Origin of the sequence: Rhizobium sp. NZLR11, assembly GCF_019685115.1 — a bacterium.
GTDB lineage: Bacteria > Pseudomonadota > Alphaproteobacteria > Rhizobiales > Rhizobiaceae > Rhizobium.
This window is the reverse complement of sequence record NZ_JABDWD010000003.1, coordinates 208,725-220,754: the sequence shown is the minus strand read 5'-3', so window position 1 is coordinate 220,754 and position 12,030 is coordinate 208,725. Positions and strand designations below refer to the sequence as shown.

Annotated in this window: 14 protein-coding genes; 9 read left to right on the top strand and 5 right to left on the bottom strand. The window is 58.7% G+C overall.

All coding sequences use genetic code 11. The features are described from left to right. The first annotated feature begins 60 nt into the window (after positions 1-60). Positions 61-657 carry a glutathione S-transferase gene (locus tag HJB83_RS07355; protein ID WP_207583691.1) on the top strand — a complete coding sequence of 199 codons (597 nt, stop codon included), beginning with the start codon at positions 61-63 and terminating at the stop codon, positions 655-657. 102 nt (positions 658-759) lie between these two features. Here the strand turns inward: HJB83_RS07355 and HJB83_RS07350 are convergent, their stop codons facing one another. Beyond that, positions 760-1,395 carry an outer membrane protein gene (locus HJB83_RS07350; protein ID WP_207583690.1) on the bottom strand — a complete coding sequence of 212 codons (636 nt, stop codon included), beginning with the start codon at positions 1,393-1,395 and terminating at the stop codon, positions 760-762. 365 nt (positions 1,396-1,760) lie between these two features. Here HJB83_RS07350 and HJB83_RS07345 point away from each other — a divergent pair, with 365 nt between their 5' ends. The 5 genes from HJB83_RS07345 to HJB83_RS07325 all read left to right on the top strand — a co-directional run bounded on the left by HJB83_RS07345 (position 1,761) and on the right by HJB83_RS07325 (position 6,343). Beyond that, a complete protein-coding gene (locus tag HJB83_RS07345) occupies positions 1,761-2,528 on the top strand; it encodes an SDR family oxidoreductase (RefSeq protein WP_207583689.1) in 768 nt (255 codons plus the stop codon). Then, the gene (uvrC, locus tag HJB83_RS07340) at positions 2,525-4,567 is read left to right on the top strand and encodes an excinuclease ABC subunit UvrC (protein ID WP_221131507.1); all 2,043 of its coding nucleotides are present in this window, start codon (positions 2,525-2,527) and stop codon (positions 4,565-4,567) included. The genes HJB83_RS07345 and uvrC overlap by 4 nt, the downstream gene beginning before the upstream one ends. Before the next feature lie 211 nt (positions 4,568-4,778). Continuing rightward, positions 4,779-5,369 (top strand): CDP-diacylglycerol--glycerol-3-phosphate 3-phosphatidyltransferase, encoded by a 591-nt coding sequence (gene pgsA, locus HJB83_RS07335; protein ID WP_164008748.1) that lies wholly within the window; start codon positions 4,779-4,781, stop codon positions 5,367-5,369. Continuing rightward, on the top strand, positions 5,366-5,620 hold the full coding sequence (gene moaD / locus HJB83_RS07330) for a molybdopterin converting factor subunit 1 (protein ID WP_207583687.1): 255 nt from the start codon (positions 5,366-5,368) through the stop codon (positions 5,618-5,620). The genes pgsA and moaD overlap by 4 nt, the downstream gene beginning before the upstream one ends. A gap of 261 nt (positions 5,621-5,881) precedes the next feature. Then, positions 5,882-6,343, top strand: coding sequence for a molybdenum cofactor biosynthesis protein MoaE (locus HJB83_RS07325; RefSeq protein ID WP_221115266.1), 462 nt, complete (start codon positions 5,882-5,884; stop codon positions 6,341-6,343). 1 nt (position 6,344) lies between these two features. On the opposite strand, the gene HJB83_RS07320 is transcribed toward HJB83_RS07325, so the two are convergent. Continuing rightward, the gene (locus tag HJB83_RS07320) at positions 6,345-7,241 is read right to left on the bottom strand and encodes a branched-chain amino acid ABC transporter permease (protein WP_207583685.1); all 897 of its coding nucleotides are present in this window, start codon (positions 7,239-7,241) and stop codon (positions 6,345-6,347) included. Between the two features lie 65 nt (positions 7,242-7,306). On the opposite strand from HJB83_RS07320, the gene HJB83_RS07315 reads away from it, so the two are divergent. Together HJB83_RS07315 and HJB83_RS07310 are read left to right on the top strand one after the other, a co-directional pair. Then, positions 7,307-7,852, top strand: coding sequence for a CGNR zinc finger domain-containing protein (locus tag HJB83_RS07315; RefSeq protein ID WP_207583684.1), 546 nt, complete (start codon positions 7,307-7,309; stop codon positions 7,850-7,852). Continuing rightward, the gene (locus tag HJB83_RS07310) at positions 7,849-8,352 is read left to right on the top strand and encodes a hypothetical protein (RefSeq protein WP_207583683.1); all 504 of its coding nucleotides are present in this window, start codon (positions 7,849-7,851) and stop codon (positions 8,350-8,352) included. Before HJB83_RS07315 ends, HJB83_RS07310 begins: the two co-directional genes overlap by 4 nt. An 88-nt stretch (positions 8,353-8,440) precedes the next feature. Here HJB83_RS07310 and ndk read toward each other — a convergent pair whose 3' ends face one another. The 3 genes from ndk to HJB83_RS07295 form a co-directional block, all read right to left on the bottom strand. Then, positions 8,441-8,863 (bottom strand): nucleoside-diphosphate kinase, encoded by a 423-nt coding sequence (gene ndk / locus HJB83_RS07305; protein WP_179610847.1) that lies wholly within the window; start codon positions 8,861-8,863, stop codon positions 8,441-8,443. 993 nt (positions 8,864-9,856) lie between these two features. Continuing rightward, positions 9,857-10,540 carry a helix-turn-helix transcriptional regulator gene (locus HJB83_RS34020; RefSeq protein WP_259669575.1) on the bottom strand — a complete coding sequence of 228 codons (684 nt, stop codon included), beginning with the start codon at positions 10,538-10,540 and terminating at the stop codon, positions 9,857-9,859. A gap of 171 nt (positions 10,541-10,711) precedes the next feature. Continuing rightward, positions 10,712-11,611, bottom strand: coding sequence for a DUF4238 domain-containing protein (locus tag HJB83_RS07295; RefSeq protein WP_221131506.1), 900 nt, complete (start codon positions 11,609-11,611; stop codon positions 10,712-10,714). Positions 11,612-11,759: 148 nt separating this feature from the next. On the opposite strand from HJB83_RS07295, the gene HJB83_RS07290 reads away from it, so the two are divergent. Further along, positions 11,760-12,020, top strand: coding sequence for a hypothetical protein (locus HJB83_RS07290; protein ID WP_221131505.1), 261 nt, complete (start codon positions 11,760-11,762; stop codon positions 12,018-12,020). Positions 12,021-12,030 lie beyond the last annotated feature (10 nt).

Here is a 12,030-nt window from a genome sequence, read left to right as displayed (position 1 = left end):
CCCGGCAACCGGGTTCGGGAATAGTCCGCGCCACAGGTCCACAATCTGATCAGGTATCCCATGAAGCTGCTCTGTTCGCCCGCCTCGCCCTATTCCAACAAGGTGCGGATGGCCGCGCATTTTCTCGGCCTAGGGGTGAACGCCATTCGGGTCGACACCAATACCGGACCGGCGATCCTGGTGGACAACAATCCGCTCGGCAAGATCCCGACGCTGCTGACCGATGACGGAGTGTCGATATACGACAGCGTGGCGATCATGCATTATTTCGACCGGCTGACGAAGGGCAAGCTCTATCCTGCGAAGAAGGGCAAGCGCACGGATGCGGAAATCCTCGAGGCGCTTTGCGACGGCATCTGTGACTGCCTGCTCGCCATCATCTACGAGCGACGCTTCCGCGACGAGGAAAAGGTCCATCAGCCCTGGATCGACCGGCAATGGAAAAAGGCGACGAGCGGGCTTGCTCACCTCAGCGCCGATCCGCCGAAGCTCGGCAAGAAGCTCAGCGGCGGGCATTTCGCGCTGGCCGCGACGCTCGATTATCTCGAGCTGCGCTTCAAGGACCAGTGGGAAGCCGATCATGCGCCGCTGGTCGACTGGCTGCGGCAGTTCGACAAGAAATTCCCCGCCCATGGCGAACTGAAAGCCCAGGGCTGAGAGCAGTCGGCTCGTCGGGCGTGAGCGCCGGCAACAACAAGGAAGCAGCAAAAAGCCGGGCAACGTGCCCGGCTTTTCCATGCTTGGACGGTTCTGTTCGGCTTAGAACTTGACGCCGATACCGAGCTTGACGCTGTTCTCGTCGTAACCGCGCGAGAAGCTGCCGGAGTCGAGGTCGTAGTCCTTGCTCTGGTAGTCGGTGTAGCGATATTCGAGGCGCGTCGTGATGTTGTTGGTCACGAAGGCTTCGACGCCAGCGCCGACCGTATAGCCGTAGTTCGTCTTGCTTTCATCCGAGGTGCCGTCGGAAACCTTGACGTTGCCGAGGGCAAGACCGGCGGTGCCGTAGAGCAGGAAGGGGTTCATGTCGTAGCCGACGCGGCCACGGACGGAGCCGTTCCAGCCATACTTGTTCTTGACGCCGTCTGAGGAGACGTCGTCGCCGCTGTAGCCGAGATCGGATTCAACGCCATAAACGATCTGGCCCTGCTGCCAGTTGTAACCGGTGAAGACCTGGCCGCCGAAACCATAGGTGTGACGGTCGGAACCGAAGTCACCCATGTTGTAGGTGCCGGCGCCGCCGAGGTAAAAGCCTTCCCAGCTACCGGCCGGCTTGACCGGAGCGTCCTGGGCGACCGGTGCTTCCGGAACCTGGTCGACGGCATCGGCCGCCTGAGCTGCCGAGACGCCCGCAATTGCAAAAACGGAGGCCATGAGGCCAGCAATGAGTACACGCATACTTAGTCTCCTTTCAGTCCCGCTTTGCTTGCCATCTGTCTATCAGTGAAGCATTGGCGGGATATTGCCAGATGTCCCTTCCGGATCGAGACTGAAATTGGAACTCAAATGCGGATTTGAAAGAGCCAAATTGTGATATCATTGTGGCTGCCGCGTGGCCGAAATTCGATGTTGCTTGAGTGCAACATACACTTCATTAACCATACCGAAGAGTTAATCTTAAAATACTTATTTTAAGAAATCGCATTCTTAAATAATACATAGAATATCCTGCTCACGGACGCAACCGCGACGGCCTATTTATATAATCTCCGCCCGCGCCTATATAGTCAGCAGACAGACTCGCGGGATCAGAAGGCAGGATTTTGAACCACAAAAGACTTCGCTCGGCCCTTGTAACTGGGGCCGCTAAAAGAATAGGCAGGGCAATCGCCGAAGACCTTGCTGCAAATGGCTTTTCCGTTGCGATCCACGCGAACGGCTCCATCGATGAAGCCGAAGAGCTGGCGGCGGAATTGCGGCAGAAGGGATATCGGGCGATCGCGCTTATGGCCGATCTTACCGATATCGGCGAAACAAGCGCGCTCATGAAAAGAGCGTCAGAAGCTCTCGGGCCGATCGACCTGCTCGTCAACAACGCCTCGATCTTCCGCCAGGATTCGGCCCGCAGTTTCGATGCGCAGGCATGGGCGCAGCATTTCGACATCCATGTGCGGGCGCCCTCGATTCTCGCTGCGGGTTTTGCCGAACAACTGCCCGACGATGCGAACGGACTGATCGTCAACATCATCGACCAGCGGGTCTGGGCGCTCAACCCCGGCTTCTATTCCTACACGCTTTCGAAGGGCGCACTCTGGACGGCGACGCAGACGATGGCACAGACCTTTGCGCCGAAGCTGCGCGTCAACGCCATCGGCCCCGGTCCGACGGTGCGTAGCGCGCGGCAGTCGGAAGAGGACTTCCAGGCACAGATCGACGGGCTTATCATGAAGGCGGGGCCGGGATTCGGCGAGTTCGGACAGACGATTCGCTTTCTCTTCGACACGCCCTCGATCACCGGCCAGATGATTGCCCTCGATGGCGGCCAGCACCTCGCCTGGCAGACGCCCGATGTGGCGGAGATTACGGAATGAACGGACGAAAGCTGCCGGATGGCGGCGTTCTCTACGATGATACGGATGAGAGCGAAGACGATATCGAGGTGGAAGGCGATGTTTCCGCCGCCGCCCCGCTTGCGACTGCGGTCGACTGGAACGCGGGCAGCCTCAACGAGACCGGGCTCATCGGCGCGGAACTGATCGGCGAATTCGTCAAGCGGCTGCCGAACAGCCCCGGCGTCTACCGCATGTTCAATGCCGACGGCGACGTGCTTTATGTCGGCAAGGCGCGCAGCCTGAAGAAGCGCGTCGGCAATTACGCCGTCGGCCGCGTGCATTCCAACCGCATCGCCCAGATGGTGCGCCAGACGGCGAACATGGAATTCGTGACGACGCGCACGGAAACCGAAGCGCTGCTGCTGGAAGCGAATCTGATCAAGCGCTTGCGGCCGCGCTTTAACGTGCTGCTGCGCGACGACAAGTCCTTTCCCTATATCCTCATCACCGGCGACCATCGGGCGCCGGCCATTTTCAAGCATCGCGGTGCGAGAGCGCGAAAGGGCGACTATTTCGGACCTTTCGCTTCGGCCGGCGCGGTCGGGCGGACGATCAATTCGCTGCAGCGTGCCTTCCTGATCCGCACCTGCACCGACAGCGTCTTCGAAACGCGCACCCGCCCCTGCCTGCTCTACCAGATCAAGCGCTGTTCCGGGCCGTGCACCCACGAGGTCAGCGACGGGGGTTACGGCGAACTGGTGCAGGAGGCGAAGGACTTCCTCTCCGGCAAGAGCCAGAAGGTGAAGTCGCACATGGCTGAGGCCATGAACCAGGCGGCCGAGGACCTCGACTTCGAGCGGGCGGCGATCTATCGCGATCGACTGGCAGCACTTTCGCATGTGCAGAGCCATCAGGGCATCAATCCAGCCGGCGTCGAGGAGGCGGATGTTTTCGCCATCCACCATGAGGGCGGCATTTCCTGCATCCAGGTGTTCTTCTTCCGCACCGGTCAAAACTGGGGCAACCGCGCCTATTTCCCGAAGGCCGATCCGCAGCTTTCCGGCGCCGAAGTGCTGAATGCCTTTCTCGCTCAGTTCTACGACGACAAGCCTGTGCCGAAGCAGATCATGCTGTCGGAAACGATCGAGGAGATGGAACTGCTCGCGGCCGCACTCAGCCAAAAGGCCGCTCACAAGGTTTCGATCCTGGTGCCGCAGCGCGGTGAGAAGCGCGATCTGGTCGACCATGTCGTCGGCAATGCGCGCGAGGCGCATGGGCGAAAGCTCGCCGAGACGGCGTCGCAATCGCGGCTGCTCGAAGGTTTCAAGGACACGTTCGGGCTTGCCTATGCACCGCAGCGCATCGAGATCTACGACAACTCGCATATCATGGGCACCAATGCCGTCGGTGGAATGGTGGTCGCGGGGCCGGAAGGTTTCGTCAAAAACCAGTACCGCAAGTTCAACATCAAATCGACCGACATCACCCCCGGCGACGACTTCGGCATGATGAAGGAGGTGATGACGAGGCGCTTCTCGCGGCTGATCAAGGACGAAGGCATTCCCGACCGGACGGCGCAGACCGCCGCGCTCGACGCCGCCGACATGCCCTTCCCGGCCTGGCCCGATGTGATCCTGATCGACGGCGGCCAGGGGCAGATGACCGCGGTACGCGCCATCCTCACCGAGCTCGGCATCACCGACAGCGTGACGGCGATCGGCATCGCCAAGGGCGTCGACCGCGATGCCGGGCGCGAGCGCTTCTTCCCGCCGGGACGCGAGAGTTTTACCCTGCCGCCGCGCGATCCGGTGCTCTATTTCGTCCAGCGCATGCGCGACGAGGCGCATCGTTTCGCAATCGGCTCGCACCGGGCACGGCGCAAGAAGGAAATGATCAAGAACCCGCTCGACGAGATCGGCGGCATCGGGCCATCGCGCAAACGCGCGCTGCTCCAGCATTTCGGCACGGCGAAGGCGGTTTCTCGCGCGGCGCTCTCCGACCTGATGACGGTCGAAGGCATATCGGAAGCCGTCGCCAAGCAGGTCTATAACCATTTCCACGACGACGCCGCGAAATAACCGGTGTCCGTCGCAAATTCCACGCAAAGGCAGTGAAAAGACAGAAAGAATGTTGACGGTCCGCAGCCAAAGCCGTCATCTACCGCATCGGCCCGAAAATCGGAATCGATTGGAAAGCACGATGCGCAGGTTCAAAGTGTTACAGCGTCCTTTGCGCGTCTGAAAAGCCGCGCGGCGCTGTAGCGGCGCATCAATTCAGAGAAACGATCCCATGGCATCGCGTGCGTACAGCATTCCCAATCTTCTGACCTACGGCCGTATTCTCGCCGTACCGCTGATCGTTCTCTGCTTCTTCATCGAGGGTAAGCTGTCGATCAGCAACACGGCGCGCTGGGTGGCGCTGTGGATCTTCGTCATCGCCTCGATCACCGATTTTCTCGACGGCTATCTCGCGCGCATCTGGAACCAGACGTCGAATATCGGCCGCATGCTCGATCCGATCGCCGACAAGCTGCTGGTCGCCTCGATCCTTCTCCTGGTCGCCGCCGACCAGACGATTGCCGGCTGGTCGATCTGGGCTGCGATCACCATTCTCTGCCGTGAGATCCTGGTATCGGGCTTGCGCGAATATCTGGCAGCGCTGAAGGTCAGCGTGCCGGTGACGCGCATCGCCAAGTGGAAGACGACGCTGCAACTCGTCGCCATCGCCTTCCTGCTCGCCGGCCCGGCCGGCGACGAGATTTTCCCCTACACGACGCAGACCGGCATCGCGCTCTTATGGATCGCCGCGCTGCTGACCATCTATACCGGCTATGATTATTTCCGCGCCGGGGTGAAACATATCGTGGATAACGAGGAATGACCCGGCTGGTCTATTTCGCATGGGTGCGTGAGCGCATCGGCAAGAGCGAGGAGGATATCGACCTCCCCTCCTCCGTCGTTACCGTTACCGATCTCTTGAATCATTTGAAGACGCTGGGCGAAGAATATGAGACCGCGCTTCAATATCCCGAGGTGATCCGCGTGGCGCTCGACATGGAGCATGTCGAGCATGACGAGCCGATATCAGGCGCGCGCGAGATCGGGATATTTCCTCCGATGACGGGGGGGTGAGACAGTGATGGTGGTGCCGTGTCGCTACCCCCCTCTGTCCTGCCGGACATCTCCCCCACAAGGAGGGAGATTGGCTGGAAGCACGAACTTCCCCAACCAATCAACCTCGCAGCCCGGAAAAACAGAAGATGGGCACGATGGTCAAGCCGCCCGTAATTTCCCTCCTTGTGGGGGAGATGCCCGGCAAGGCAGAGGAGGGTTGGCAGGGCACGCCCTCTCCATAGTTTCCGCTACTGCATCAAAACAGTTGGGGATGTTATCATGATCATCACCCCCACCATCCGCGTCCAGCATGAGGACTTCGACCTTCAAACCGAGGTCGACCGCCTCTCCAAGGACAGGCCCGGCATCGGCGCCGTCGTCACCTTTTCCGGCCTCTGCCGCGATGAAGGCGGGGCGCTCTCGGCGCTCGAACTCGAACATTATCCCGGCATGGCCGAAGCGGAGATGGCCCGCATCGGCGATCTCGCCATTGCCCGTTTCGGGCTTCTCGGCCTCACCGCCATCCACCGTTACGGCAAGATCGCCGTGGGCGAGAATATCGTGCTCGTCATTGCAGCGGCGCCGCACCGGCAGGCGGCGTTCGACGGCGCCAATTTCGTCATGGATTTCCTGAAGACCGCAGCCCCCTTCTGGAAGAAGGAGCATGGTCGGGATGGCGCCACCGGCGAGTGGGTCACGGCGAGAGACGCCGACGACGCGGCGCGCGACAAATGGAAATGAATTAGAGCGTGACTCGCTCCCTGCGGCTCATGACCAAGACCAGGACGAGCAGCGAGAAGATCACCAGATCCCGCCAGACAAAGGGGCCATAGGCCCCCCACATGGTCTCGACGACGGCGAGGCCGGCGGCGCCGCCTGCCGAGCGTAGCGGATCGGAATAGCCGCCGACAGCCGCAATCAGCAGCACCTTCAGCCCGAACATCAGGCCGGCGCCGAAATCCATCGAACCGTAATAGAAGGTGGCGAGGATTCCGCAAATCGTGGCGACGAGGCTAGCTGCCGCATAAGCGACGAGAAAGACGCGGTTGGCGCTGGTGCCGCAGAGCTCGGCGGCCAGCGGGTCGTCGGTGACGGCGCGCCAGATGCGGCCCCAGGCTGTGCGCCTGAGGATCAGCGTTCCAACAGCGACGATGGCTGACATCAGCGCGGTGTCGATCAGTTGGATATAGGTGAGCGTTACCTTGAACGGGCCGTCACTCCAGAAGATCACCGTATCGTTCAGAAACGGCGGCAGCCAGATGGTGCGGGTATTGGCGGCAAGCCTGGCGGTCTCCATCAGCACGATCATGATGCCGAGGGCGGCGACGATGACCGTATTCGGCGATTTGTTGACCAGCGGCAGCATGATCGACCGGCCGATCCACAAGCCCGCCCCCAGCGAATAGGCGATGGAAGCGCAGGCGCCGACGGCAAGGGCGGCCGGCAGTACCAGCCAGAGGCGGTTGAAGGCGAGTTCGGTGAAGAGCAGCAGGATCTGGCCTGCGAAGGCGAAAATCGCCCCATAGGTGATATCGGCCCGCTTCGTCACGCCGAAGGCTACGGCATAACCGAAGGCGAGCGCGGCATAGAGAGCAGCGAGCGGAACCGCATTCGCCAACTGCTGCAGAAGATAGGCCATTCCAGACACTCCACGTCACCAAAATTATAACTGGCAAAAGTTATTTCACCAGTTATAATTTCACCATGAGCTTTTCCTGGACCCCTCACCGCTTTGCCGGCGGCGCCCTGGCGCTCGATGTCGCCAACAGCGTCGTGCTGCGCCATGATGCGACGCGGCGGATCGACCGCTTCGCGGTTCGGGACCAGATGCGGGACTTTCCGCATGCCGCCGCCGAATTCTGCGCCGAACGCGCCCTCTTCGGCGATATCGCCCCGGTGGCGGCGGAAAACGAGACGGATTTCATCGCGCTGCGGGAAGCGATCGACCTCTATTTTCGCAAGCGTATACTCAAGGGCGGCGATGACCAATTGCTGGCCTTGCTGCTGGAAGCGCTGGCGAAGGTGTTGCGCGAAGCAGGCCGCGGCAGCCTGGCGGCGGCGACCGCGCATTCGGTGCTGCGGCTGATCACCATGCCCGATCCGGAACGCATGAAGATCTGCGGCAATTGCGGCTGGCTGTTCATCGACCGCAGCAAGAACAGGAGCCGCGCCTGGTGCGACATGGCGGTCTGCGGCAACCGCGCCAAGGCGAACCGGTATTATCGCCGCAAGAAGGAGGAGACGCCATGAGAAAACATTTGATCATAACGGCGGCAGCGGCCAGCCTTCTGATGTCTGCCTGCCAGCGCCAGGCTGAAGACCTGGTCGAAGTCACCGGCCATCTCTTCGTCTTCAACTATCGCGTGGCAAGCGCCACCTATCTGCTGACGCTGAAGAAGACGGGTCCCATCCCCGACGGTTCTCTCATCATCGCCGAATTCGAAAATCCTGAGGGCGGCGATCCGCTGGTGCTGAACCAGAAAATCTACCCGATCGACGACAAAATTGCGCTGCAGAGCGAAAAACTCCACTGCGTGCGCAAGGACCGTCCCTATTCCGTCAGTGTCCGGCTGGTCGACAAGGACGGCAAGGTCCTGCAGGAATTGAAGACGCAGTTCCGCTCCGACCTTGACCAGACTGTGCTGCCGAGCAAGCCGCTCGTCCTCGGTGCGCTTTATGACAAAAACCCGGAGGTCTTCAAGCCTGACGGCAGCGTCGATTTTTCGAATACCGACAAGTGCCCCGCATAGAGGCTATTCGGCATGGAAAAAGCCGGAGCGAGGCCCCGGCTTTTAAGAGTCAATTCAAGGCATTGCCGGGCAATACAGAAACGTTGCCTCAGCCGACGACTTCGGTATCGGAGAACCAGTACTTGATTTCCTGGGCAGCCGTCTCCGGAGCATCCGAGCCGTGAACGGAATTTTCGCCGATCGACAGGGCATGGACCTTGCGGATCGTGCCTTCGTCAGCGTTTGCCGGGTTGGTCGCGCCCATGATTTCGCGGTTCTTGAGGATGGCGCCTTCGCCTTCCAGAACCTGAACGACGGTCGGGCCGGAGGTCATGCCTTCGACGAGTTCGCCGAAGAAGGGACGCTCCTTGTGAACGGCGTAGAAGCCTTCAGCTTCGCGACGGCTCATCCAGACGCGCTTGGAGGCGACGACGCGCAGGCCGGCATCTTCGAGCATCTTGGTGATGGCACCCGTCAGGTTGCGCTTGGTTGCATCCGGCTTGATCATCGAGAAGGTGCGTTCAATCGCCATAGTCAAATCCTCTGTTTTCTCTGGAAAAGTGGGCGGTCTTTACCCGCCCCAACACCCGAAAACAAGAGGCCGGCGGCAATTTCACGCCGCTGTCACAGAGCTGTTGTGGGTTGGTGACGATCGAGGCATGTTGTAACCTGCAACTTCACATGGCACTAACCGGGAATAGCTGAGAATTGCCGGGAAATAGCGGTGAAATCCCTTAAACGCAAGGCTTCAGGTGGATTTCGCGGCGAGAGATGCGACAATAGCGGCGCCAGTTCAAATGGCACCTCAGTCGCGGAACTGTATCTGCTTTAGATCGCCTGCGGGTTCAGTCTTTTCGTGAGAAAAGCGACTTCATAATTTTATAGAAATCTATGAATGCCTTGATTTCTCTGCCGCCCCTAAACTCAAGATAATATTCGATTTCTTGCTTTTTCTCGGGAGGCGTCTCGTTCTCATCGCGCTTTGTCATCAGATTTGATGCCTTTTACAAGCCACTCATCGTCGAGCTGACGATCGGCCTGTAGATAAGGTATTGCGATGTCTCCACCGCCGGATCTCTGCAATATCGGCTTCGAAACGTGACAAGGTTTCCCCGCTCGCTGTCGCGCCAAGTCCGCGTCTCGGTCGTGCAGTATGTCGGAGGACCAAGATCGAGGTCGTCGAGTTCAGGCCTGCCGTATTGTGCACGGAGCTGTGCATTAACCCGCATGGCTTGCTCGCGATCACTCATATACAGCACAACCGCAGAAAACTTCTTGTTACGAAACAGGTAATCGGCAGAGAAGTTTTCATCTCCTGCCCTGTAAGGCCCCGAAAGAAGCGCCTTTCCATATGCCGGAATCGAGCGATCCTCGATCGCTCCCCCGGTAACCGGCTCTACTCGTCTCCCGCCAGCTGACAGGTCTTCAGGCGATTGGCCCCACTGGGTGTCTTGCCAATTCGCGTAGACATAAGTGGTTGTAAACGAACAAATTATCGCGGCTATTATCAAAACAGTTCGAAGGATCATATTGACCGACCAAACCACATCACGCGGCCGGCGATGTGCAGATCAGGAACCTCTTCAATCGGCACGTCTTCGCGTGGGTACCGCTCATTGTCAGATATCAGTGTCTGCGAGTTTTCGCGCTTAAGGTGGACGCGTTTCACCAGGACGTTGCCCGCATAGATAATGACGTAGATGGCATTGTCGCGAACCTGGGTTATCGAGGTGTCGACAACCAAGATGTCGCCGTCGCGGATCGTCGGCTCCATGCTGTCGCCTTTGACGTCGAGCACGCGAGCGGCAGCCGCATTGATGCTCCTCTCACGGAGCCAATTCCGATTAAATGCAAGAATATCAACGGTATCTTCGCTGACAACAAGGGAACTCATACCCGCCGACGCCTGGACATCCAGGCGCGGAATAAAAGCAATTTCATTCACAATGCGACCACGACTATCAAGAGCGCCGCCCTCGAACGCATCCTCTGGCGGCCTAATTTCCTTTGAACCAGTGCCCGCAATTAACCACTTAAGGTCGACTTTCGCAACCTCCGCAATTTTAAGGGCGATATCTTCCCCTGGCATCCCTCCCTTTAGGTAGCCGCGCAGCGAACTGTCACTGATTCCCGAATTTTTCGAAAAACCGTGAATTGATTCGTCTCCGACGGCCTCAAGTAGTCGATCTGCAAAGGTTGTTCCCGACATTCCGCGAACTCTGACCAAGCGTCAGACTTTGGATTCGCAACAAGCGAGCCAAAAATTCCCAACACGGGTCTGGACAGATGACCGGAAGCTGCGGCACGCTTCATATAAGGGACTTCGCGAGCTGCAAGATCACGAAGCAGCGTTTAAGGTCGAGCAGTTGGGCTAACGCCATTAATCGAAGGCGCGCTTGAAATTAAAGCGGACCGCTTGTTGCGTGGCAATATCGGCCTTTACCTTTGCTATCTGATCCTGGCGTGGCACCACCAAGTATTGCACGGCGTTCTTGCCCTGGAGGCCATTTAGATAGCTCATCGCGTCAACTGAAAGCTCCAGCGGCGTCGGAAGCGTCTTTCCGCAGGTGCCTGTTGTGGCGTCCTGGTCAGTGTGCAGATAGAGGATGTGGCGAGGCGATATGGGTAGAAATACATCGCTACCGCGAGCGGAAACCAGAAATGCAGCATAAACATTTTCAGGGAGTTCGCGATCGTAGAGCGCTATAACGGGATTGTCGCCAACAACCGCTAACTCCCCTGGCGCTAATGCCAGCGCCAAGTGGGCGCGGCGGAGTACGTTGGCCAAACCTTCAGCATCGATAGGAATGCCCAACAGTCCAACGTCACGTAACGGATCTGGAGTGGTTGGGGTGCCAAACACTTTGAGATTTCTCGCCGGTTCTTCTTTTCCAGACATCCGGGCCAGTCCTGAACGCATGTTGAAGATTCGACCCGGCGTACGCACCCACTGCAGTGCAACGAACCGAATGATCACCTGACGGTCGTCTGGAGTGAGGCCGCTCAACGACGAACTCTCGACCACTCTTGCAAAGAGTGGAGCCGCCAGGTCCTCGAATTCTGAGTTCAATAGGTCTTCAATTTGCGGCAAATCCTCGTCTGGGAATTCTCTTCGCATATTCAACGAGAGGGTATGGAAGTCCTTAATACTACCAAAGTCCTTGACCGCAGGATGGAGCATCTCGCCCGAGAGCTTGTCCAAAACATTTAGGTTTCGCCCCTTGTCGTGTTCGACAAAACGTCTCAGCAGGCTTTGTGGGATATAGTGATCTTTCGCCATTGATCTGAGTCCAACGAATCTCGTTGGTCAGCAAAATAGCGGCCATAGAGAAAACTTGCTACCTGCGCATTATGACCCCCGCGCTCCTTCCCGGTTAATTAACAGCTCGCTTAAACAACAATCACAGGGCAATTTCTGTTGCCATTCGATGGCTGCAGAAGGCGGCCGTGTTACCGGTGTCGGCCTTGCAGATGATGACCTAGTCAAAGCAGCCGCAGATCTCGGGTTGATAGATGTCGCCACCGGCGATGCGTGGACCCTCGTCGATACCGTATCGCTTACGCCTCAGCAGCGCTCGGAAATGGGCCTGCCGCCCATCGTTCGAAAGCCTTCCATGTTCGCTTCGGGAGCAAACACGATCGTATCGATGGTCGGCCGCGTCTTCGGAAAACCTAGCCCGCTACGCTAACGCCCAGATC

What these genes read in the sequence shown, in the direction of transcription:
- ndk (WP_179610847.1), bottom strand. Translation starts at nt 8,863, where the DNA reads ATGGCGATTGAACGCACCTTCTCGATGATCAAGCCGGATGCAACCAAG.
- HJB83_RS07325 (WP_221115266.1), top strand. Translation starts at nt 5,882, where the DNA reads ATGATCATCACCCCCACCATCCGCGTCCAGCATGAGGACTTCGACCTT.
- HJB83_RS07295 (WP_221131506.1), bottom strand. Translation starts at nt 11,611, where the DNA reads ATGGCGAAAGATCACTATATCCCACAAAGCCTGCTGAGACGTTTTGTC.
- moaD (WP_207583687.1), top strand. Translation starts at nt 5,366, where the DNA reads ATGACCCGGCTGGTCTATTTCGCATGGGTGCGTGAGCGCATCGGCAAG.
- HJB83_RS34020 (WP_259669575.1), bottom strand. Translation starts at nt 10,540, where the DNA reads ATGTCGGGAACAACCTTTGCAGATCGACTACTTGAGGCCGTCGGAGAC.
- HJB83_RS07290 (WP_221131505.1), top strand. Translation starts at nt 11,760, where the DNA reads ATGGCTGCAGAAGGCGGCCGTGTTACCGGTGTCGGCCTTGCAGATGAT.
- HJB83_RS07320 (WP_207583685.1), bottom strand. Translation starts at nt 7,241, where the DNA reads ATGGCCTATCTTCTGCAGCAGTTGGCGAATGCGGTTCCGCTCGCTGCT.
- HJB83_RS07310 (WP_207583683.1), top strand. Translation starts at nt 7,849, where the DNA reads ATGAGAAAACATTTGATCATAACGGCGGCAGCGGCCAGCCTTCTGATG.
- uvrC (WP_221131507.1), top strand. Translation starts at nt 2,525, where the DNA reads ATGAACGGACGAAAGCTGCCGGATGGCGGCGTTCTCTACGATGATACG.
- HJB83_RS07355 (WP_207583691.1), top strand. Translation starts at nt 61, where the DNA reads ATGAAGCTGCTCTGTTCGCCCGCCTCGCCCTATTCCAACAAGGTGCGG.
- pgsA (WP_164008748.1), top strand. Translation starts at nt 4,779, where the DNA reads ATGGCATCGCGTGCGTACAGCATTCCCAATCTTCTGACCTACGGCCGT.
- HJB83_RS07315 (WP_207583684.1), top strand. Translation starts at nt 7,307, where the DNA reads ATGAGCTTTTCCTGGACCCCTCACCGCTTTGCCGGCGGCGCCCTGGCG.
- HJB83_RS07350 (WP_207583690.1), bottom strand. Translation starts at nt 1,395, where the DNA reads ATGCGTGTACTCATTGCTGGCCTCATGGCCTCCGTTTTTGCAATTGCG.